This is a genomic window from Hoeflea marina (genome assembly GCF_003182275.1).
Taxonomy (GTDB): domain Bacteria; phylum Pseudomonadota; class Alphaproteobacteria; order Rhizobiales; family Rhizobiaceae; genus Hoeflea; species Hoeflea marina.
Map to the genome: position 1 here is coordinate 532683 of NZ_QGTR01000004.1, position 20815 is coordinate 553497.

At 65.9% G+C, this 20815-nt stretch carries 19 protein-coding genes; 8 read left to right on the forward strand and 11 right to left on the reverse strand.

Translation table 11 applies throughout. The features are described from left to right. Nucleotides 1-38 precede the first annotated feature (38 nt). Entirely contained in the window at nucleotides 39-1382 is a 1344-nt protein-coding gene (locus tag DFR52_RS17915; protein ID WP_110033353.1) for an esterase-like activity of phytase family protein, read from the forward strand. A 282-nt stretch (nucleotides 1383-1664) separates the two neighbouring features. Here the strand turns inward: DFR52_RS17915 and DFR52_RS17920 are convergent, their stop codons facing one another. From DFR52_RS17920 to DFR52_RS17950, 7 genes are all read right to left on the reverse strand, one after another. Beyond that, a complete protein-coding gene (locus tag DFR52_RS17920; protein ID WP_110033354.1) occupies nucleotides 1665-3518 on the reverse strand; it encodes an ABC transporter ATP-binding protein in 1854 nt (617 codons plus the stop codon). Nucleotides 3519-3852: 334 nt separating this feature from the next. Beyond that, a complete protein-coding gene (locus DFR52_RS17925) occupies nucleotides 3853-4149 on the reverse strand; it encodes an AzlD family protein (RefSeq protein ID WP_110033449.1) in 297 nt (98 codons plus the stop codon). Between the two features lie 17 nt (nucleotides 4150-4166). Continuing rightward, a complete protein-coding gene (locus tag DFR52_RS17930; RefSeq protein WP_110033355.1) occupies nucleotides 4167-4907 on the reverse strand; it encodes an AzlC family ABC transporter permease in 741 nt (246 codons plus the stop codon). Between the two features lie 125 nt (nucleotides 4908-5032). After that, a complete protein-coding gene (locus DFR52_RS17935; RefSeq protein ID WP_245415390.1) occupies nucleotides 5033-5713 on the reverse strand; it encodes an RES family NAD+ phosphorylase in 681 nt (226 codons plus the stop codon). Then, a complete protein-coding gene (locus tag DFR52_RS24920) occupies nucleotides 5710-6123 on the reverse strand; it encodes an antitoxin Xre/MbcA/ParS toxin-binding domain-containing protein (RefSeq protein ID WP_245415391.1) in 414 nt (137 codons plus the stop codon). Before DFR52_RS24920 ends, DFR52_RS17935 begins: the two co-directional genes overlap by 4 nt. Nucleotides 6124-6208: 85 nt before the next feature. Next, entirely contained in the window at nucleotides 6209-7483 is a 1275-nt protein-coding gene (locus tag DFR52_RS17945; RefSeq protein ID WP_110033356.1) for a CaiB/BaiF CoA transferase family protein, read from the reverse strand. A gap of 321 nt (nucleotides 7484-7804) precedes the next feature. Then, entirely contained in the window at nucleotides 7805-8521 is a 717-nt protein-coding gene (locus DFR52_RS17950) for a spermidine synthase (RefSeq protein WP_110033357.1), read from the reverse strand. 268 nt (nucleotides 8522-8789) lie between these two features. On the opposite strand from DFR52_RS17950, the gene DFR52_RS17955 reads away from it, so the two are divergent. The 5 genes from DFR52_RS17955 (at nucleotide 8790) to DFR52_RS17975 (ending at nucleotide 13878) form a co-directional block, all read left to right on the forward strand. Continuing rightward, complete coding sequence (locus DFR52_RS17955; RefSeq protein ID WP_110033358.1) at nucleotides 8790-9848, forward strand: hypothetical protein; 1059 nt, start codon at nucleotides 8790-8792, stop codon at nucleotides 9846-9848. A gap of 242 nt (nucleotides 9849-10090) precedes the next feature. Then, complete coding sequence (locus DFR52_RS17960) at nucleotides 10091-10405, forward strand: EthD family reductase (protein WP_110033359.1); 315 nt, start codon at nucleotides 10091-10093, stop codon at nucleotides 10403-10405. Between the two features lie 65 nt (nucleotides 10406-10470). After that, complete coding sequence (locus DFR52_RS17965) at nucleotides 10471-11370, forward strand: alpha/beta fold hydrolase (protein WP_110033360.1); 900 nt, start codon at nucleotides 10471-10473, stop codon at nucleotides 11368-11370. Beyond that, the gene (locus tag DFR52_RS17970; protein WP_110033361.1) at nucleotides 11367-12221 is read left to right on the forward strand and encodes a sigma-70 family RNA polymerase sigma factor; all 855 of its coding nucleotides are present in this window, start codon (nucleotides 11367-11369) and stop codon (nucleotides 12219-12221) included. The genes DFR52_RS17965 and DFR52_RS17970 overlap by 4 nt, the downstream gene beginning before the upstream one ends. Before the next feature lie 154 nt (nucleotides 12222-12375). Next, a complete protein-coding gene (locus DFR52_RS17975) occupies nucleotides 12376-13878 on the forward strand; it encodes an inorganic phosphate transporter (protein ID WP_110033362.1) in 1503 nt (500 codons plus the stop codon). A 131-nt stretch (nucleotides 13879-14009) separates the two neighbouring features. On the opposite strand, the gene DFR52_RS17980 is transcribed toward DFR52_RS17975, so the two are convergent. Beyond that, nucleotides 14010-14855, reverse strand: coding sequence for an MBL fold metallo-hydrolase (locus DFR52_RS17980; protein ID WP_110033363.1), 846 nt, complete (start codon nucleotides 14853-14855; stop codon nucleotides 14010-14012). A 78-nt stretch (nucleotides 14856-14933) separates the two neighbouring features. Beyond that, the gene (locus DFR52_RS17985) at nucleotides 14934-15464 is read right to left on the reverse strand and encodes a dihydrofolate reductase family protein (protein ID WP_110033364.1); all 531 of its coding nucleotides are present in this window, start codon (nucleotides 15462-15464) and stop codon (nucleotides 14934-14936) included. 123 nt (nucleotides 15465-15587) lie between these two features. On the opposite strand from DFR52_RS17985, the gene DFR52_RS17990 reads away from it, so the two are divergent. Beyond that, nucleotides 15588-16091, forward strand: coding sequence for a winged helix-turn-helix transcriptional regulator (locus tag DFR52_RS17990; RefSeq protein ID WP_110033452.1), 504 nt, complete (start codon nucleotides 15588-15590; stop codon nucleotides 16089-16091). A 105-nt stretch (nucleotides 16092-16196) separates the two neighbouring features. Here DFR52_RS17990 and ligA read toward each other — a convergent pair whose 3' ends face one another. Beyond that, nucleotides 16197-18317: an NAD-dependent DNA ligase LigA gene (gene ligA / locus DFR52_RS17995; RefSeq protein ID WP_110033365.1), complete on the reverse strand. Its 2121-nt coding sequence runs from the start codon at nucleotides 18315-18317 to the stop codon at nucleotides 16197-16199. A gap of 200 nt (nucleotides 18318-18517) precedes the next feature. Here ligA and DFR52_RS18000 point away from each other — a divergent pair, with 200 nt between their 5' ends. Beyond that, the gene (locus tag DFR52_RS18000; RefSeq protein WP_110033366.1) at nucleotides 18518-19135 is read left to right on the forward strand and encodes a hypothetical protein; all 618 of its coding nucleotides are present in this window, start codon (nucleotides 18518-18520) and stop codon (nucleotides 19133-19135) included. Nucleotides 19136-19138: 3 nt separating this feature from the next. On the opposite strand, the gene recN is transcribed toward DFR52_RS18000, so the two are convergent. Further along, entirely contained in the window at nucleotides 19139-20812 is a 1674-nt protein-coding gene (gene recN, locus DFR52_RS18005) for a DNA repair protein RecN (protein WP_110033367.1), read from the reverse strand. Between the last annotated feature and the right edge of the window lie 3 nt (nucleotides 20813-20815).

Genomic DNA, 20815 nt, shown 5'->3' on the forward strand with positions numbered 1-20815 from the left:
CTTCCGGTCATGAGGGATTTCCAACCAAGGAGATCCCCATGAAGACCCGTCTGCTCACCCTTGCCCTGCTCGCGCTGACTGCTCCTGCCGCGGCCCAGGAAACCTTCCCCGCCACCCTGGCCGGGCACGCCTATCTGCCGGCGATGAGCCTGGTGGCGCCGCCGGCCGACGCGCCGCGCGACGCGTGGATCAGCGGCAAGTTCACCGGCGCCGCACGCAATGCGGTGCCTATGTCTGTCGAGGGCGACACCGGTGCGCAGCACGGCAAGCGCCTGACCGGCATCAGCCTGCCTTTCATCGGCCAGCCCCTGCAGGGCTTTTCCGGCTTCGCGATGGACCGCGCGGACGATGGCTCGGTCTTTGTGCTGACCGACAACGGCTTCGGCTCCAAGGCCAACAGCCCCGACACGATGCTGTTCTTCAGCCGCATCGACACGGACTTCGACACCGGCAAGGTGGACGTCAGGGAAACCGTCTTCCTGCACGACCCCGATTTCAAGGTGCCCTTCCGTATTTCTTGGGATGGAACCGACAGCCGCTACCTGACCGGCGCCGATTTCGACCTCGAAAGCATCCAGCGCATCGGCGATTCGGTGTGGATCGGCGATGAGTTCGGACCCTATCTGATCGAGGCAGGTCTCGACGGCCGGGTGAAGGGCGTCTACCCCACGATGAAGGACGGCAAGCAGCTCAAGGGCGCCGATACGCCGGGCATTTCGGCCACGTCGGTGATCGGCAAGGACTGGACCGTCGCGCGTTCCGGCGGCTACGAGGGCATGGCGCTGCAGCCCGGCACCGGCCTGCTGTGGGCGATGCTCGAAAAGCCGCTTCTCGGCGAGGACGGCAAGGCCGAGGGCGACTTCCTGCGCGTGCTGGCCTTCGATCCGGCCAAGCGCGATTGGACCGGCGAAAGCTTCAAGTTCAAGCTGGCCGAAGGCGCGACCGCGATCGGCGACTTCAACTTCATCGACGCCACGCGTGCGCTGGTGATCGAACGTGACAACGGCGAGGGCGAACCGAGCCTGAAATGCGCCGGCGAGGCGAAGCCGGACTGCTTTCCGAGCCCGGCGATGGTCAAGCACGTCGTTCTCATCGACACCGCCAGCGTCGACGCAGAAGGTTATGTCCGCCGTATCGGCCAGATCGACCTGATGAACATCGCCGATCCCGACAACCGCGCACGGATCGCCACCGATGGCGGCGAAGCCGGGCGCTTCAGCCTGCCCTTCTTCACCATCGAGGACGTGATGCGCGTTGACGAGACCCACATCATGGTGGCGGTGGACAACAACCTGCCGTTCTCCTCGGGCCGCAAGCTGAACGCCGCGGCGGACAATGAAGTGGTGTTGCTCAGCGTGCCGGAACTGCTTTCGGCCAAATAAGCCCTGCCGGCGCGCCACCCGGGCGATCCGGGTGGCGCGCCATCTCCTCGATCAGCCATTGTGCCGTCAAAGCACGGCACGGCACCGCGCCGCGCTCCCGTGGCTTCCATCACCGGCCCGGTCGTCACGGCCGCGGCGATGGGCACAGAGCCGATGCCGAAGATAGCCAGGAGCGGGAACCAAATCCCGGCGGCATCATCACCAGCGCGGGGATGCCGGGCATGATCGTCCCCAACCACGCCGACGACTGCCACACCGCGGCGCCATCTGACGGAGGGGTATTCAAGCGATGCTGGTTGGAATGTAGCCCCCGGTCTGCCGTTTCCAAAGCCGGGCGTAAAGCCCGTCCTGCTCCAGAAGCGCGGCGGGTGATCCTTCCTCCACGATCCTGCCCTCGTCGAGAACCACGATCCGGTCCATGCTGGAAATGGTCGAAAGCCGATGGGCGATCGCGATGACCGTCTTGCCCTCCATCAGCAGCGCGAGCTTGTCCTGCACCGCCGCCTCGGCCTCGCTGTCGAGCGCCGAGGTGGCCTCGTCGAGCACGAGGATCGGTGCGTCCTTGAGCAGAACGCGGGCGATCGAGACGCGCTGGCGCTGGCCGCCCGACAGCTTGACGCCACGATCCCCGACAAAGGCGTCATAGCCCGTCCTGCCCTCGGCATCGCTGAGCCCGCCGATGAAGTCGTCCGCTTCCGCCAGCGCCGCGGCGCGCCGGATGTCGGCGACCGAGGCGGCGGGCCGTCCATAGCGGATGTTGTCGCCGACCGACCGGTGCAGCAGCGACACGTCCTGGGTCACCACGCCCACAGTGTGCCGCAGGCTCTCCTGCGTCACGTCGCGGATGTCCTGGCCGTCGATGAGGATGGCGCCGTTCTCGACGTCGAAAAAACGGAGGAGAAGGCTGACCAGCGTGGATTTGCCCGCGCCGGACATGCCGACCAGCCCGACCTTTTCGCCCGGACGGATCACCAGAGACAGGTCCCTGATCACGCTCTGGCCCTGCCGGTACTCGAACCGGACATTCCTGAACTCGATCCGGCCCTCTCTCACGGCCAGCGGCGACGCCCCCGCCGCATCGGTGATCGTCGGCAGCGAGGTGACGACCGGCATGGCGTCGCGGATGGTGCCCAGCGCCTGGAAGACCTGCTGCCCCATCTGCAGGAAGGCGCGGGAATTGGCATTGAGCCGCTGCACAATGGCGATCGAGGCCACGAATTCACCGGTGGTGACGAAGCCGGCGACAAGGCCCCACAGGCCGATGGCGACATTGGCCAGGATCAAAAGTACGTTGATCAGCACGACGGTGCTGTCGGTGGCGAGATGGGTCCGGCGCTCGAACTGCTGGGACCGGACCGCTTCCCCCATTACCTTGCGCATGGCGCCCGCCTCGCTGTCCTCCGCCGCGAAAAGCTTGACCATCTGGATATTGGCGTAGAGATCGGTCATTGCACCGACGACCATGCTGCGGGCGCGGGCCGAGCGCCGCGACCGCTCGGCGAAGTGCGGCACGGCGACCGTGGCAAGCCCGACATTGGCGGCGATCCAGACAAGCACCGGCAGGGCGAGCGGCCAGGAGAGCGTCGCCAGCAGCACCAGCGAGCCGAAGAACTGCACGAGGAAATAGGGAACGGAATAGAAGGCGACGACCACTTGCTGCTGGACGGCGGAGGCGACCTGGGAGATGCGCGACGCCACCTGCCCGGCGAACATGTCGTGGAAGAAGCCCAGGTCCTGCCGTTCGACCGCCTTGTGGCCCTGCCACTGCATGGCCACCGGCATGCTGACCCCAACCACCAGCGAATTCATGGTGTTGGCCAGGAAGATCAGCAGCGGCGTCAGTGGAAAGACGAGGATGCCGAGGACCGCCAGCACCGGCCATTCCTGATGCAGGAAGGCCCGTGCCCCGGTCGCGCCGACCCCGTCGACGATGAACGAGATTCCCCAGATGACTGAGAGATTGATCCCCTCGACCGCCATCATCAGCAGGGCGACGCTGGCAAGCACGCCGCGGAACATCCGCGCGAAATGCAGCACCAGCGCGGCGGGCCCGTCGGTCGGCAACGGCACGAATGGGATATCCAGCGGCCGGACCAGGCTCTCGAAAGGTCGAAAAACAAAATCTGACAACGACATGGCCTGCGCCCCGTCCCGGTGGAATCATCGGGCCCAGAACACCCTTTCCGGCTTCCGGTTGCAATGCCGAAGCCGCAACGGACAAGGCGCGGGATGGGAAATCGGATGGCCATGAGCAGGACGATCATGCACCTGACGACTGCATTCCCTTCCGCGCTGCGGTGCCGTGATTGCCCGCTGCCCTCCCGATGATGAAAGTGCGCTCCGGACCGCGCTGTCCTTTGGCTCTTCGTCTTCATGCATGTCATGATCCCGAAACCGCTCCACACTTTCGGGCGACATGCATTGGCGGACCGTATCAAACAGCGGAGAACGGCCGGGCGATCAGGCTCGGCTACAGGCCCGCCGCCCTCAGCGCGACGATGGCGACCCAGCCGATGCCGAAGATCGCCATCAGCGGGAAGCGCAGGCCGGCGGCGAGCACGATCAGGATGGTGATCCCCTCGGCCAGGCCGTTGGAGACGGCCGCCGGCGCCACCAGCGTGGTGATGACGGCGGCGGGCACGGCGTTGAGCGCCGCGTCGACCCGCGGCGGGATGGAGTCGAAGCGCGACAGCACCAGGTGGCCGCCGAAGCGGGCGGCATAGGTGACCAGAGCGCCGGCGATGATGATCCAGTAGATGGCCGAGATGCCGAGAAATTCGCCGCTCATTCGCCTGCCTCCATGTGGCCCTCGGCCGGAATCGGCTCGTCGAGATCCAGCGGCGCCTTCGGCGGCAGCAGCACCGCCACGGCGATGCCGCAGAGCGCCCCGAGGCTCACATGCCAGGGCGAGCCGACGAGATGGATGGCGGCCACCGAGCCGATGGCGCTGGCGATCACCACCGGCAGCCAGTGGTTGCGGCCGCGGAACTCGAGCAACAGCGCCAGGAAATAGATCGGCAGCAGGAAATCGATGCCGAGCGCCTCGGGATCGGTGATCAGCCTGCCGAACAGCGCCCCGATCCAGGACTCGAGCACCCAGGGGACATAGATCGCCAGCGCCAGGCCCATATACCAGCCGAAGCCCAGCGGCTGCCCGCGCTCGACCCGGGTTTCGGAGGCGGCGTATTGCGGATCGGTGAGGAAGAAGAACGCCACCGCCTTCTGCCAGCCGTTCATCAGCTGCATGTGGCGGCCGATGGAGGCGGAATAGAGCACATGGCGGAAATTGACGGCGAAGATCGAGAAAACGATCATCCAGGGCGCGATGTCATGGCCGAAGAGCTCGATGCCGACCATCTGGCTGGCGCCGCCATAGACGGCGGCGCTCATCGCCACCGCCTCGCCGACCGACAGGCCGTTGTCGACCGCCAGCGCCCCGAACAGCATGCCGAAGGGCGCGGCCGACACCACCACCGGCAGGCTGGCGCGCATACCCGCCAGGAATTCGCGTCTGTCAAAGGTCATCAATGGCTCGCTCCGGATGACCGAGCGATAGGTCAGGAATGCTGACCAGTCAATTCAATAGGATTGATGCGGCGATCAGGCCGGGAAATGCGGTGGATCGGCAGCCGCTGCCTGGCGCTCCGTTCTCAATCGGTCGTCACCGTATAGTCCGCGTTGCCCGACCAGGTGAGTTTCCAGCGCGCGCCGGGGCGGACATTCTGCACCAGATGCGGCTGGAAGGCGGCGAGGCAGGTGCCGCCGGGCCGTCTGATCGATGGATAAAGAAGACCGCGCGAACCAGACTGGCGCAGTTGCCGCGCCAGTTTCTGTCCCTCCGGATAGGCGGTTTCCGGATTTGGCCCCAGACAGGGCGTGTCCGCCGGCGCGGCGCGCAGATCGTGGAACTCTCCGAGAAAACCTGCCAGCAGCGCCTGATAAACCGCCTCGTCCTCGAAGACATTGATGCGCGCGAGCTCGCGGCCGCGGTGCCAGCCCACCTCGGCAATGGCGGTGAGATCATCGAGCGCCGCGTACCAGGCGCCACGGCCCGAGTCGTTGAACCGGTTGCCTTCCGGCCGGGTATAGGCGAAGGCGGCGTTGATGTGGGTCTGGCCCCAGGCCGCGAACACCAGCTCGCGCGGGTCGAGCCCGGGCAGTCCGCTGGCCTCGGCCTTCAGCCGCCGGCTGGTCAGCCCTTCGAGAACGGCAAGGATCTCCAGATCGGCATCGGAATCGACCAGCGGACGCAGCACCGGCGGCTTGTACCAGGCCGTCGAGATCAGCCGCACCGTTGCCTGCTCGGCCACATGCGCGAGCGGCGGCGTCACACCCCGCCCCTGAGCGCATCGACATAGGCGCGGATCTCGAGGATCGCCGGCAGGCCGCCCGACTGCATGACATCAAGCGGCGTGCGGCCGGAAAACAGGGGACCGGAATTGGCCAGCCCGACCCAGCGGTCGGCAAGATCGTCGCGGAAATACAGATGCAGCGCCTTGTAGAGTCCGGTAAGCGCGCTGACGCGCAGCATCTGGTCATGACTCATCCGCCCGGCCCACTGCCCAGTCTTCATTCGTGCCCAGCTGCGCGGGCTGACATCGACCAGCACCGCCGCGGCGGCGTTGCCGATCCGCCAGGCCTCCATGACCCGGGCCGCCGCCTTGGCCGCAACCCGCGCCACCTCGCCCGGATCATGGGCATCGAGCCGGTATTCAGTCGCTCTCTCGGTCATGATCGCCATGGGGATACCCACCCAATATTGCCATTTGGCTCAATATAGATTGCCATATGGCAAGACACAAGGCTGTCGCAAGCAACCCGGAGCCCTAGCCGATGACACCTTCGGCGCGCAGGGCGTCGATCTCGCTCTCGCCAAGGGCGAGTTCGGAAAGCACCGCGGACGTGTCGCGGCCGAGCGTCGGGGCCGGCGCCAGCGGCCCCCGCCTCCAGCCCGACGAGCTGAACGGCAGATGCGGAACGCTGACGCTGAGACCCAGTTCCGGCACCGCGAGTTCGCGCATCAGCCGGTTGTGGGTGAGTTGCGGATGCTCCAGCACCTGCGCCAGCGAGCGGACATGCGCCGAGGGCACGCCGGCGCGGTTGAGCAGGACCTCCCATTCCGCCGCCGGGCGCTCGAGGAAGGCGGCCTTCAGCCCCGCGCCGATGCGCGCGCGGTCCTCCTCCGTCAGCGTCTCGCCAGCCAATTCGCGGCGCACATGGATGGTAAGATCTGACTTACCTGTTGCGTTGCACAGCCGCAGCGCCTGGTCGGCGGTGTTCGCGGTGACCACCAGCTGGCCGTCGGCGGTCTCGAAGCGGTCGGAGAACGGGCTGCCGGAAAACGCCTTGTTGCCTTCGAGCCCGCGCGACTGGCCGGTGGTCTGATGGTCGACCGCATAGGCGGCCATCAGCGAGACGATCGAATCGAGCATCGACACCGTGAGGTGCTGGGCGCCGGCGCCGTTGCGGTCGCGCTGCAGCAGCGCCGCCAGCACCGCGCCGGCCGCCGTCTGGCCGGCGATGTAGTCGACGATCGGGAAGCCGACCCGCATCGGGCCGCTGTCAGGCGTGCCGGTCATCGCCATCATGCCCGACAGGCCCTGCAGGATGTGGTCATAGGCCGGCGCATGCGCCAGCGGCCCGCTCTCGCCGTAGCCCGAGAGGCTGAGATAGATGATCCTCGGGTTGAGCTCGGCAATGGCGTCGAAGCCGATCCCCAGCCGCGCGGCGACGCCGGGCCGGAAGTTCTGCAGCATCACGTCGGAGCGGGCCGCAAGTCGTCCAACCAGCTCAATGCCGCGCGGATCCTTGAGATTGATGGCGGCGGAGCGCTTGCCGGCATTCTGGCTCAGGAACGAGGCGCCGAGTCCCGCGGCCTTCATCTCCGCCGTGCCGCCGTGGCGGCGGACGAAATCCGTCGAATCCACCGGCTCGACCCGGATGACCTCGGCGCCGAGCAGCGCCAGCTGGTAGCTGGCAAACGGCCCGGCGAGCACATGGCCGATGTCAAGAACGGTGATGCCGGTCAGCGGCAGGACCTGTGCCGCCTCCGGCGCAGTCGATGATGCCGGGACAGCATCGCCCGGTGTGTTGGTGGTCATTGCAAATCCTCCTCCTCCAGCCGCTCGACCACGGCCCTCACCTCCGGTGTACAGGCTGGCCAACCACTTGCCAACAAACGCGAAAGCGCGATGGCACGATGCGCAGCCAGACGTGGAAGTGCGGCGGACGGAGCGCAGAGGGGCGGCTCATGCCAGGGACCCCACCCGGCGCTACGCGCCACCCTTCCCTGAAGGGGATGGAAAACCCGCCGAGAGCACAGTGCCTTTCCTCCACCCAACGGGGGGAGGTGTCGGCGCAGCCGACGGAGGGGGCAAAACTCACCGTGACGCGAACGGGAACGCCACCCGGAGGCTTCGCCCTCAGGCCTTGCGCCCCAGATACACAGTCTGGGTGAAGGGCCGGTCCTGCAGCGGATTGTCGAAGGTCACCGGTTCGGCGCGGGCGTCGCTGAAGACCTGCGCCAGCCGCTCGGTGAAGGCGGGGTCGGGGCGGTCGTCCGACCAGAGGCCGAAGACGCCGCCGGGCTTGAGATGGGATGACAGCGCGGCGAGCCCCTCGCGCCGGTAGAAGCTGGTGGAGCGCGCGTCGAGCAGCGAATCCGGCGAGTGGTCGATGTCGAGCAGGATGGCGTCGAACGTCCGCGCCGGCGCCTGCGGGTCGAAGCCGCCGGCGCTTTGCGCCATGGCGAAGAAATCGCCGTGCACGAGCCGGCAGCGCGGATCGGCGACAAGTCCCGGTCCGAGCGGCAGCAGTCCGGTGACATGCCAGTCGATCACCGCCTCGAGAAAATCGACGACGACGAGCGAACCGACGCTGTCATGCTCCAGCACCGCCTGCGCGGTGTAACCAAGTCCCAGCCCGCCGACGACGACATCCAGCCCCTCCCCCGCAAGCTCTGCCAGCCCGAGCCGCGCCAGCGCGATCTCCGACGCCGTGAACAGGCTGGTCATCAGGAATTCCTCGCCGAGCTTGATCTCCAGCACATCGACGCCGAGCTTGTGCTCGAATCTACGGCGCAGGCTGATATCGCCGATCGGCGTCGGGCGGTAGTCGAGTTCCTCGAACAGTCGGCTCATCGGCGTCTCCTGCATGCATGGCTACGAGGGAGATAGCACCGGACCGGTCCGCAAGGCGACAGCAAACGCGGAAATCGCCGATGCGGCCTGTTGCCGGACCTGAAGTGGAGGGGCGTCGGCCAGGATTGCCGGGCATAGCGGTCAACAGCAGAGCTGGCGGCACCCCCTGACGATACCTATCTTAACGCTACGCCGATCTTGCCGCAGCGGGCGGATTGCCTATGGTGAACTTTTCTGTCCCGACACCTCGAACCTTGGAGGAGAAGCTGTGCTTAAACGGTCCCTCGCGGTTCTGCTCGCCGCCGCGCTTGTGCTGACAGGCTGGCAAGTGATCCCGCAGGGCGTTCGCGCAGGAAAGCTGCTCCTGGGTGGCGACGACCCGGAAGCCGTGGCCGCCTACCGGCTGGCGACCATTTCGGCGGGAGACATCGAGACAGCCGCGCGAAAGGCAATCGCCAGCGACGACGCCGAACTCGCCGTCAGCCTTGTCGATGTCGCGGCAGCCGGCGGGATTGCCGTCTCCCCCGAGCTTTCGGCCGATGTGGACGCCGCCGAGGCGGCAAGCCACGGGCGAACCGCGCAGGACGCCTGGAAAGGTTTCCTGTCCGGCGAGGCGCCGAGCGAAGCCGCACTGGCCGGCGTCGTGGCGGCAGATCTCAGCGGATATGGCGACCTTCGCGATCTCTACACACAGGCAAGGCTGCATCAGGCGGGCGAGACCGTCGACCGGCTGACCGTCGGCCTCGCCGCCGTCGGGGTGGTGCTGACGGTGGCCACGGTCGCTTCGCTCGGCGCTGCCCTGCCCGCCAAGGCCGGCATCAGCACCATCAAGGCGGCAAAGCGCGCGGGGCGGCTTTCGCCTGCGCTGCAAAGACACCTCGGCAAAACGCTCGGAGCCGCCATCGACATGGATGCGCTCAAGGCAGCGGGCGCCTCGCTGCGCAGCCTCGATCTTTCGGCAGCCCGAATGGCCGTTCGCGGCATCGTGCCTGCCAAATCACTTTCCGCCATCCGCGCGCTCGGCGCCGATGTTGCCACGCTTGGCGAACGGGTGGGCTATCGCGGCACGCTGCAGACGCTGTCGGTTGCCGAAAACACCGATGATGTGCGCCGGGTGGCGAGGATATCGAAGACCTTCGGCACCCGCACCCGGGCCGTGCTGGTACTGGCCGGCGGCGCTGCGCTCTCGCTTGCCTCCATCGCCGCTTCGCTGACTTTCTGGCTCATCTCGGCGCTGATCTGGCTTGGCCTCGCCCTGGCATTTGCCTGGCGCATGGGACGCCGGATCCTGCGGCTGTTCCGGCGAAGCCCAGCGCCGGGCGTCTAGGCTCCCACGCGGCTCACCGGTCAAATCACGGATTGAGGCAACCATCTACCGGGATGGTCCCTCAGGCTGGATTGCGTTCCATCGACACCGAGAATCAATGTCATCCTTGAACACCCGGAACAGCGGGCCATGGCCGGAAAGCTCCATGCTTTCCGCTGCGTCCTGAAACTTTTCGAAAGCCGCGATCCGTTTCCGGCCATCGTTTCGTCCTTGGTATGTCCACATCCAAAAGGAGAGCCACAATGGCTGGATTGGTTGCCATCTACAAAAAGCCGGCTGACATCGAGGCGTTCGAGAAGCACTATTTCGGGACGCACATTCCGCTTGCCAAGACGATGCCGGGGGTGCGGCGGTACGAGGTCAGCCGCGGACCTGTTTCCGTGTTGGCGGGGCCAGCCGATGTCCATCTGATCGGGACGGTGCACTTTGATGATCTTGAGGCGATGAAGAGGGCATTCGCCAGCCCGGAAGGCCGTGCGACTGCCGCCGACCGCCGGCTATTCGCTCCCGACGATACAGGCGTGCAGATCCTTGTTTTCGACACAAGGGAAGTCTGAGCTCACTTGCGGTTGCAGGCTTTGCGAACCGCACATACCGTAAAATTTCACAAGGGGGAGCCCCAATGTCGATACCGAAAGCAGCTTTCGTCCTGGTCCACGGCGGGTGGCACAACCAATCGACCTGGGACAAGGTCAGGCCCTTGCTCGAAGCCCAGGGCCATGCGGTGCTCACACTCGACCTTCCCGGCGCAGGCAGAAACACGACGGCACCGAAGTCGCTTGCCGTTCGCCCGTTCGACCTCGCGGCGTTCTCGACCGAGGCCTCGCCCATCGCCGGCGTTACCCAAGGTGAACGCACACAGGCGGTCGTCGAATTGGTGAGGAGAGGTGCGTCGCTGAGTGACGGAAAAATCATCCTCGTCGGGCACTCGGCCGGCGGGATGACGATTTCGGCTGTCGCCGAGCAGGTTCCAGACCTGTTGGAAGCCGTCGTCTATCTGGCAGGATTCATGGTGTCCAACGGTCTTTCCCTGCTCGCCATGCTTCAGCATGAAGCAATGTCCAGTGCTCTGTCGCCTGGACTGTTCGTCGGTGACGCTCGGGCAATCGGCGCGACGAGGATCAACCCCGGACCAGCCGATGAGGCTTACAGGTCCCTGCTGAAGGCATCGTTCTATGCAGACGTGACCGACGCAGACTTTGCCAGGGCGGCAGCGCAGTTGCACTGTGACGAACCGAACGGCGGAGCCCTCGCGCCATCCGAAATCACCCCGGAGAGATTTGGCTCCGTGCCGCGCCACTATATCCGCACCACGGAGGATTGCGCGGTTCCGTTGGCTGGCCAGGATTACATGGTCGCCGCGGTCGACGGTACCATCGGCAGCACGACAATCACCCATACACTGGCAAGCAGCCACTCGCCCTTTCTGTCGCAACCTGTTGCCTTGTCGACGATTCTCCTCGACATAGCGGCGCATTCCCTCGCCGATCAGCCCGGATTTGCAACGCGGAACACTCAATGAGCATCGAGGGATTTGAGGATCGCCTGGCGGCGCTCAGGCCACGGCTTCATCGATATTGCGCCCGCATGACCGGATCGACTGTCGATGGGGAGGACGTGCTGCAGGATACAATCGTCAAGGCGCTCAGCGCACGGGCCGAAGGCGCCAAGGTGGACAATCTCGAAGGATGGTTGTTTCGCATCGCCCACAACACGAGCCTCGACCTGCTTCGCCGCCGGGCGCGCAGGACGATCGTTCCGCTTACGGAGGACCTGGAGGGAGCACCCATGCCCGAGACGGATATCGTCGCGGTCGGCTTCCAGACCTTTCTGAGGCTGCCCGAACTTCAGCGCTGCGCCGTGATCCTCAAGGATGTGCTGGGCCATTCGATCGACGAGATCGCCAGTATCGCCGGGTGCACGCCCGCTGCCGCCAAATCTGCGCTCCAACGCGGACGCGGGGCGCTGCGCCGGCTCGCGCAATTGCCGGCGGACACGCGGCTTCCGCTCATGCCCGATGCGGCGCGCCAGAAGATGGCAGTCTTCGTCGACCTGTTCCGCACGGGCGACTTCGATACGATCCGTTCCATGCTTGCCGACGACGTGAAACTTGAACTGGTCAACCGTCTCAAATGGGATGGACGCGAAAAGATCGTCCCGTATTTCACCCGCTATGCAGAAGAAACGAGATGGCGGTTCGCCTTCGGGGCCGTCGATGGCCGCCCGGCCATGTTGGTCTTCGATCGTGATGCGATGGGAAAACCGTCGCATTTTGTGCTGCTCGAGTGGCGCAATGAACAGATCTCGGCGATCCGTGATTTCCTGTTCGCTCCCTACGCGACCGAGGCAATGGATTGGGTGCGACTGGGCTAGCTTGGGGGCGAGACAATACCCGGCTTTCGCGGGGATTTCGCCCCCGCAGGCTTGACCCGACTGTCACAAACGGGCATCGCCACGGCGACAGACCCCGCGGCCCGGGCTTCGCAATCTTGCCCCGCCACCGAGCCAGACCAGCAGGACACCGCCCATGCCCGATACATTGCGCAAGCCGACGCTCGACAAGGACTTGAACAAGTTCACCCGCATCGGCGAGGCCACCGGTTCGCTCAACCAGTTCTACGTCGCCCCGGGCCTGGCGCTGGTCTTCGTGGCGCTCTGCGCCGTCTTTGCCGCCGTCGCCGTCACCGGCCAGCCAGGCGCCGTCATCATTGTCGCCGCCGCCATCATCGGCGCCTACATGGCGCTCAACATCGGCGCCAATGATGTCGCCAACAATGTCGGCCCCGCCGTCGGCGCCCGCGCCATGACGCTGGTCACCGCGCTGATCATCGCAGCCGTGTTCGAGAGCGCCGGCGCGCTGATTGCCGGCGGCGACGTGGTCTCCACCATTTCCAAGGGGATCATCGACCCGGCAGCGGTCAGCGATCCGGCGGTCTTCACCTCGGCGATGATGGCAGCCCTCGTCTCCTCGGCCATGTGGATTCATCTCGCCACCTGGCTCAAGGCGCCGGTCTCGACCACGCATTCGATCGTCGGCGGCGTCATGGGCGCGGGCATCGCCGCAGCCGGCGTCGACGCGGTCAACTGGCCGACCATGGGCGGGATTGCCGCAAGCTGGGTGATCTCGCCGTTCCTGGGCGGCATCATTGCTGCGGGCGTCCTCTATTTCATCAAGACCGCGATCATCTACCAGGACGACAAGATCGCCGCCGCCCGCCGCTGGGTGCCGGTGCTGATTGCGGTCATGTCGGGGACGTTCGCCGCCTATCTGGCGCTCAAGGGCCTCAATCACGTGATGTCGATCAGCCTCGGCTTGGCCGTCGTCATCGGCATTGTCATCGGCGCCGGCAGCTGGCTTGTCGCCCGGCCGCTGGTGCGGCGCCAGTCGGAGGGACTGGAGAATCGCAACCAGTCGCTTCGGAAGCTCTTCGGCCTGCCACTGGTGTTTTCCGCGGCCCTCCTGTCATTCGCCCATGGCGCCAACGATGTTGCCAACGCCGTAGGCCCGCTGGCGGCCATCGTCCACACCGCAGAACTCGGCGAAGTGGCGACCTCGGTGTACATTCCGCTGTGGGTGATGGCGGTGGGAGCGCTCGGCATCTCCATCGGCCTGCTGCTGTTCGGCCCGCGGCTGATCCGCATGGTCGGCGACCAGATCACCAAGCTCAACCCGATGCGCGCCTTCTGCGTGGCGCTGTCGGCAGCCATCACCGTCATCGTCGCCTCGGCCTTCGGCCTGCCGGTAAGCTCCACCCATATCGCGGTGGGCGCCGTCTTCGGCGTCGGCTTCTTTCGTGAATGGTACACCGGCAATTCGCGCCGCCGCGCCGACTATGTCACCCGCCACCATTTCGACAAGCCCGACGACGACGCCAAGGCAAGGAAGGGCGAAGACCAGCGCCGCCGGCTGCTGGTGCGGCGCTCGCATTTCCTCACCATCATCGCCGCCTGGATCATCACCGTGCCGGCCGCAGCCTTGCTGTCGGGCGTGCTTTTCGTAATTATCAGGATGATGATCGTCAGCGGGTGAATATCGGCACCCGGCCGGCGAAAACATCGATGGTATGGATGACTCTGCCCCCACCGGGAATCAGCGTCGCTGCGCTCGCTTCTCCCACCTGCCCTCAAACGGGAGGTGGAAAATGTCTAGACTCCCCAGACTTACACCTTGAACCGGAACGCTTCGCCGTCGCGGAGCACGTGGCCGGCGGTGGGGGCGGCGAAGTGGGTGCCTATGACGAGGATCGGCTGGTCGGCCCATTCGGCGAAAAGCCGCGAGCGCGTCAGCACGGCAACTTCTGGATCAATGTCGGCAAGCGTCCAGTCGGGGTGGGCCATCTGGCAGGGGTGGTGCGTCATGTCGCCGGTGATGACCGCCCGCGCGCCCTCGGACTCGATCATCACGCTGACATGGCCCGGTGTGTGGCCTGTGGACGGCACCAGCCGGATCTCCGGCGAGATGACGTGGTCCTGCTCGACCAGCTCGACGAGGCCCGCGTCGAAGACCGGCTTGATGCTGTCGCCCATCGCCGCCTTCTGCTCCTCCTCATCGATATCCTTCCAGAATTCATATTCCTGCCGGCCGATGAGGTAGCGCGCCTTCGGAAAGGTGGGCACCCATTTGCCGTTCTCCAGCATCGTGTTCCAGCCGATGTGATCGACATCGAGATGGGTGCAGACCACGGCGTCGACGCCATCGCGCGACCAGCCGGCCTCGCCGAGATGCTCGAGGAATTGCGTCGACAGCGGCTCGCCGCCGGTGAATTCGCGTGGCCGGTCGTTACCGACGCAGGTGTCGACGACCAGCCGCATCCCCGGTGCCTCGACCAGCAGCGCGTGAACGCTGAGATGCAGCGTGGCATCGTCATCGCTGACAAAATGCGGATAGAGCCAGGGCAGCTTGCGCAACGCTTCAGGCGTGGCCTGCGCGATCACCGTCGCCGGCACCGGCAGATCCATCTCGACGATGCGGGTGATTTTCACCCTCCCCACTTGCCAACTCAGCATCGCGATTGCTCCTCTTCACTCACGGTTTGATCGGTCCAGATTTTCGGCGCTCCACGCCCGGTTTGCGTGGAACCGCGCTCACGCCGGCACATAGGTCAGTCGTATTGCAGACTCGCCGATCCGTTCGCTGGCCACGAGACTGAGCGGCGGAGGAGGAGCGGCGAAGTACGGCTTGCCGCCGCCAAGAACGGCGGGGTGCAGGTAGATCTGGTATTCATCGACAAGCCCGAGCGCCGTCAGGCTCGCAGCCAGTTCCGGCCCGGCAATTTCGATGTCGCCATGGAGCCGCTCTTTCAGCCCCCGCATCACGGCTTCGAGGTCATCCGAAACAAGCGTGGCGTTGGGCCCGACCGAGGCGAGCGTGCGCGACACAACCCATTTGGGACGGCTGCGCCACGCATCGGCATACTCGGCCAGATCATCATCCCATTCCGGGTGGTCGTCGTCCCAGTAGCGCATCACCTCGTACATGCGCCGCCCGTACACCATCCCTGCCCCGTCGCGCACCTGCTCGATGAAATGCCGGAACAGCACCCGGTCTGGCATGAATCCGTCGTGATCGACATAGCCGTCGAGCGACTGGTTCAATCCGAAGACGAACTTGGCCATGCGATGCCTCCTGTCCACCGGCGGCGATCCAGCGACCGCCTTCATCCGCGCCATGCAATGTGCTAGCAATCTGTCCCGCGAGGAACCACTACTATTTTGCAACCAGTCTGACGGAGGATGTCGATGAACCGGCGCCGCTCGGGATGCCCGATCAACCTGACGCTTGAAACCTTCGGCGACCGCTGGAGCCTGATCATCATCCGCGACATCATGTTCGGCGGGCGGCGCCGGAGCTTCCGCTCCCTGCTCACCGAAAGCATCGAGGGGATCGCCTCCAACATCCTTGCCGACCGGCTCAAGCGCCTGACGGCCAACGGCCTGCTTTGGCGCTGCGGAGATCCGGGCCACAGGCAGAAGGCCATCTACTCCCTGACCGAGAAGGCAATCGGCCTTGTACCATTGATGGCGGCGATGGGCAGTTGGGGGCTGCGCCACACTCATGCTTCGCCGGAGCTCGCAATCCGGGCAAGGATTCTGGAGGACGGCGGGCCACAGATGTGGTCCCGGTTGATGGAGGAACTGGCGCATATCCATCTGGGCGCCCCGCCGCCGGAAGTGCCTGTGCTGGCCGGGATGCAATCTGCCTACGAGACCGCGGTGGCCGGAAGCACCTCTGCGCGGCTGTGAGCCCAAACGCAGGAATTGCCTGGCCCGGGCGGAAAGCCGCTGGGCACCCGAAGTGCGGAACGACCACCTCTCCTCGTGTGGGACAAGAGGACAAAGGACGGCGCCTCAGCCGCCCGGGGTGACGCCGACCAGTTCGAACCACTCATCCTCGCTCATGGTGCGCAGGCCGAGTTCGGTGGCCTTGGCGAGCTTGGAGCCTGCACCGGGGCCGGCGACGACGATGTCGGTCTTTTTCGACACCGAGCCCGCCACCTTGGCGCCGAGCCGCTCGGCCATCGCCTTGGCTTCGTCGCGGGTCATCTTTTCGAGGCTGCCGGTGAAGACCACGGTGAGGCCGGCGACGGGGGAATCCTGCGCCGGCTTCTCGGCTTCGAGAATGGTGAGCTCTTTCACCAGCCGGTCGACCATGTCGATATTGTGCTTCTCGCCGAAGAAACGCCCGACCGCCTCGACCACCGCGGGGCCGATGTCGTCGAGCGCGTCCATCTCCTCGATCGCCGCCGTGTCGCCGCCGGCAATGGCCAGCGCCGCCTGGTGCACGGAAGCCCAGTCGCCATAGGCGCGCGCCAGCGTCTTGGCGGTCTGTTCGCCGACGTGGCGGATGCCGAGGCCGAAGATCAGCCGGTCAAGCGCAATCTCGCGCCGCGCCTCGATGGCATCGAACAGCTTCTGCGCCGAGGTGTCGCCATAGCCGTCACGGTTCTTGAGCCGCTGCAGGCCGTTGGCTTCGTCCCGGGCGCGCAGCGTGAAGATGTCGGCAGGCTGACGGATCGGCAGCGTCGCGTCGTCGTAGAAGAACTCGATCTGCTTCTCGCCCAGACCGTCGATGTCGAAGGCCTTGCGCGAGACGAAGTGCTTCAAGTGTTCCTTGCGCTGGAACGGGCAGGCGAACTCGCCAGAGCAGCGGCGGATGACGCCCTCGACGCCGCCGGCGGTCTCCTCGCGAACGATCGGGGTTTTCAGGTCACAGGGGCAGGTCTGCGGGAACTCGAACTCGACAGCGTCATCGGGCGATTCGGCCACCCTGAGGATCTGCGGGATGACGTCGCCGGCGCGCTGGATCTCGACCAGATCGCCGATCCTGACGCCGAGCCGGGCGATCTCCTCGGCATTGTGCAGCGTCGCATTGGTGACGACGACGCCGCCGACGGTGACCGGCACAAGGCGAGCGACAGGGGTCAGCGCGCCGGTGCGCCCGACCTGGATATCGATGGCGGTCAGGCGGGTGGTGGCCTTTTCGGCCGGAAACTTGTGGGCAATGGCCCAGCGCGGGCTGCGCGAACGAAAGCCCAGCCGCTGCTGCAGGTCGAGCCGGTCTACCTTGTAGACGACGCCGTCAATGTCGTAGGGCAGATCGGCGCGCGCGAGACCGATCTCGTTGTAGTGACCGATCAGCTCCTCGATGCTGTTGAGCCGCCTGGTCAGCGGATTGACCGGAAAGCCCCACTTGGAAAACACCTCGATCATGCCGTGCTGGGTGTCGGCGGGCATCTCCGACATGTCGCCCCAGGCATAGGCGAAGAACTTGAGCTTGCGGCTGGCCGTCACCTTGGCGTCGAGCTGGCGCAGGGAGCCGGCCGCGGTGTTGCGCGGATTGACATAGGTCTGCTTGCCTTCGGACTCCATGCGGGCGTTGAGCGCCAGAAAGTCGGCCTTGGCCATATAGACCTCGCCGCGCAACTCGACCACCGAAGGCGCGCCCTTCGGCAGCTGGTTGGGGATCTCCGATATGGTCCTGATATTGGCGGTGACATTCTCGCCGGTGGTGCCGTCGCCGCGGGTGGCGGCGGTGACCAGCTTGCCATCCTCGTAGCGGATCGACATCGACAGGCCGTCGATCTTCGGTTCGGCGGTGATCGCGATCGACTGGTCCGGCAACTGTCCGAGGAAGCGGTAGACCGAATGGACGAAATCGCGCACGTCCTCGTCGGAAAACGCATTGTCGAGCGACAGCATCGGCACCCGGTGGGTGATCTTGCCAAACCCTTCGGCCACCGCGGCGCCGACCTTGAAGCTGGGCGAATCCATGCGCAGCAGGGCTGGAAATTTCGCCTCGATTTCCTGGTTGCGGCGCTTGAGCGCGTCATAGTCGGCGTCGGAGATTTCCGGCGCGTCCTTCTGGTGGTAGCGCTCGTCGTGATGGGCGATCAGGGCGGCGAGCCGCTCGAGCTCGGCCTTGGCCTCGGCTTCGGTGAGGTCGGCGACCGGTCTTGGGTCTTGGGTCATCAGGGGCTCCGGCGTTCGACAGTGTTTTAGACGGATTTGGCGAAATGAGAAGATGCAAGACGTCCGCCGGCCATCAATGAGACCTTAAGATTTCCTTGCCATGATGCAGGTTGGCCAATGCACGTCGCCCGAATGTGTGCGGCGGTTCGGAATCACGACATGCATATCGAGAAGAGCCGAAGCGGCAGGAAAGCAGTGCCATGATCCTCGCATCAACGAGTTCCACCGCGCCCAGGCCGGCGCCCGAACGGGTCGCTTCGGCCGCAATGTCCGCAAGCGGCGTCGCGGACGCCGACCCGTCCGATCCGCTGGCGCAGCTCGAGGATTTCGTCGAATCCGCCGCCCGCAGCCGCAAGGCCTTTGCCGAGGACCGGCTCAAATTCCTGGGCGAGCAGATGACGAAGCTGTCGCTGTTCAACCTGGCGCCGGGCTTTCTCGTCGATCACACCGCCCGCATGGCCCGCGAACTCGAATCGGCCGCCGGCGATTTCGCCGGTTCGGTCCGCACGCTGGCCGGTACCGAACAGGATTCCGGCGCAGCCGCGCCGTCACAGCTTCCGCAGTCCTATCTGGACATCCTCGACGGCAGCATCGGCAGCGGCAGCGTCAAGCTGTCCAGCGAGGACGAGGAGACCGCCGTCCGCTTCATGAACACCGCCGAACAGCTCCGCTTCATCGCCGAACTGGCAGCTTCCGATCAGGACGGGCGGGCCGACATCTGGGGATCGGCCGACAGCGCCCGCGACGCCACCGCCCGGGTGACCGGCATCATGCTCGGCCTTGAAGGCCCGGGCGCGTTCGTCAGGACCTTCGGATAGGTCTCAGTCGGCTCCGGCGAGAAGGCTTGCCGCGGCCGCCCTCGCCTCCTCGGTGATGCTGGCGCCCGCCAGCATGCGCGCGATTTCCTCGCGCCGGCCGTCGTCGTCCATGGTGCTGACGCGAGTCGCCACCGAGCCGGAGCCATCCGCATTGAGCCCCTTGGCAATCAGCAGATGCGTGGCGGCGCGCGCAGCCACCTGCGGCGCGTGGGTGACCGAGAGCACCTGCACGGTGGAGGCAAGACGTTTCAACCGCTGGCCGATGGCATCGGCCACCGCGCCGCCCACTCCGGTGTCGATCTCGTCGAAGACCAGCGTCGGCGCCGATCCGCGGTCCGCCAGCGCCACCTTCAGCGCCAGCAGGAAGCGCGACAGCTCGCCGCCGGACGCCACCTTCATGATCGGCCCGGGACGGGTGCCCGGATTGGTGCGAACGTGGAATTCGATCGTGTCGATGCCGGAGGCCGACGCCCTGTCGGGATCGGTCTCGATCATCACCAGGAACTCGGCCCGCTCCAGCCTGAGAGCCGGCAGTTCCGCCATCACCGCCCGCGCCAGCGCATCGGCGGTGTGATGCCGGAGTTCGGACAGCGCCGTCGCTGCCTGCAGAAAGGCCGTCCGGTTCTCCCCGACCCGCAACTCCATCTGCGCCAGCCGCTCCTCGCCGGCATCAAGATCGGCAAGATCTCCGATCATGGTGGCGGCAAGCTCGGCCAGCGTATCGACGGGCACATTGTACTTGCGCGCCGCGGCCCGCAGCGCAAACAGCCGCTCCTCGGTCACCTCGAGATCGCGCGGATTGAAATCCGCAGCACGCATGGCGGCTTCCACAGCCGTCTGCGCCTCGGCGATCGCATTCATCGCTTGCGACAGCGCCTCGACCGTGTCGTTGAGCAGCCCCGGCACGTCGGCGGCCTTGCGCTCGAGCCGCCTGAGCAGCCCGCTGATCACCGGAGCCGGCGACCCCTGGCCGTTGAGCACCTCGTTGGCCTCGTTGATGTCGCTGGCGATCTTCTCCGACTTCATCATCAGCGACCGTTTCTCGGCCAGTTCTTCCTCTTCTCCGTCGCGTGGCGAGAGCCGCTCGAGCTCTTCCACCGACGAGCGCAGCCAGTCGGCATCACGTGCCGCCTTCTCCACCTTGGCGCGCTGCGCCTTCAGCGCCCGCTCCGCCTCGCGCCAGGCCTCGTGCAGCCGCGCCAGCCCGGCCGCGGTCTCGGTGAGACCGCCGAAGGCGTCGAGCAGCGTGCGGTGGGCGTCCATGTCGACCAGCGCGCGGTCGTCGTGCTGGCCGTGGATCTCGACCAGCATCTGCCCCGCGTCGCGCATCAGGGCGACGCTGGCCGGCTGGTCGTTGATGAAAACCCGGGTGCGGCCGTCGGCGCTCTGCATGCGGCGGAAGACGAGGTCGCCCTCGTCATCGATGCCGTTGCCGCGGATCAGCCTGCGCGCCGGATGATCGATGCCGACATCGAAGACCGCGGTGACCTGGCCGCGTTCGGCGCCCTGGCGCACGAGGCTGCCGTCGCCGCGGCCGCCGAGCGCCAGCGACAGGCTGTCGAGAAGGATGGATTTGCCTGCGCCGGTCTCGCCGGTCAGGACCGAGAGTCCGGCGTGAAATTCGAGATCGAGGCGCTCGATCAGAACGATGTCACGAATCGACAGCTGGACAAGCATGAC

Bases quoted from the DNA above. Each gene is read 5' to 3' on its own strand.
- DFR52_RS17915 (WP_110033353.1), top strand. From the start codon at position 39: ATGAAGACCCGTCTGCTCACCCTTGCCCTGCTCGCGCTGACTGCTCCT.
- DFR52_RS17920 (WP_110033354.1), bottom strand. From the start codon at position 3,518: ATGTCGTTGTCAGATTTTGTTTTTCGACCTTTCGAGAGCCTGGTCCGG.
- DFR52_RS17930 (WP_110033355.1), bottom strand. From the start codon at position 4,907: ATGACCTTTGACAGACGCGAATTCCTGGCGGGTATGCGCGCCAGCCTG.
- DFR52_RS24920 (WP_245415391.1), bottom strand. From the start codon at position 6,123: ATGGCGATCATGACCGAGAGAGCGACTGAATACCGGCTCGATGCCCAT.
- DFR52_RS17945 (WP_110033356.1), bottom strand. From the start codon at position 7,483: ATGACCACCAACACACCGGGCGATGCTGTCCCGGCATCATCGACTGCG.
- DFR52_RS17950 (WP_110033357.1), bottom strand. From the start codon at position 8,521: ATGAGCCGACTGTTCGAGGAACTCGACTACCGCCCGACGCCGATCGGC.
- DFR52_RS17960 (WP_110033359.1), top strand. From the start codon at position 10,091: ATGGCTGGATTGGTTGCCATCTACAAAAAGCCGGCTGACATCGAGGCG.
- DFR52_RS17965 (WP_110033360.1), top strand. From the start codon at position 10,471: ATGTCGATACCGAAAGCAGCTTTCGTCCTGGTCCACGGCGGGTGGCAC.
- DFR52_RS17970 (WP_110033361.1), top strand. From the start codon at position 11,367: ATGAGCATCGAGGGATTTGAGGATCGCCTGGCGGCGCTCAGGCCACGG.
- DFR52_RS17975 (WP_110033362.1), top strand. From the start codon at position 12,376: ATGCCCGATACATTGCGCAAGCCGACGCTCGACAAGGACTTGAACAAG.
- DFR52_RS17980 (WP_110033363.1), bottom strand. From the start codon at position 14,855: ATGCTGAGTTGGCAAGTGGGGAGGGTGAAAATCACCCGCATCGTCGAG.
- DFR52_RS17985 (WP_110033364.1), bottom strand. From the start codon at position 15,464: ATGGCCAAGTTCGTCTTCGGATTGAACCAGTCGCTCGACGGCTATGTC.
- DFR52_RS17990 (WP_110033452.1), top strand. From the start codon at position 15,588: ATGAACCGGCGCCGCTCGGGATGCCCGATCAACCTGACGCTTGAAACC.
- ligA (WP_110033365.1), bottom strand. From the start codon at position 18,317: ATGACCCAAGACCCAAGACCGGTCGCCGACCTCACCGAAGCCGAGGCC.
- DFR52_RS18000 (WP_110033366.1), top strand. From the start codon at position 18,518: ATGATCCTCGCATCAACGAGTTCCACCGCGCCCAGGCCGGCGCCCGAA.
- recN (WP_110033367.1), bottom strand. From the start codon at position 20,812: ATGCTTGTCCAGCTGTCGATTCGTGACATCGTTCTGATCGAGCGCCTC.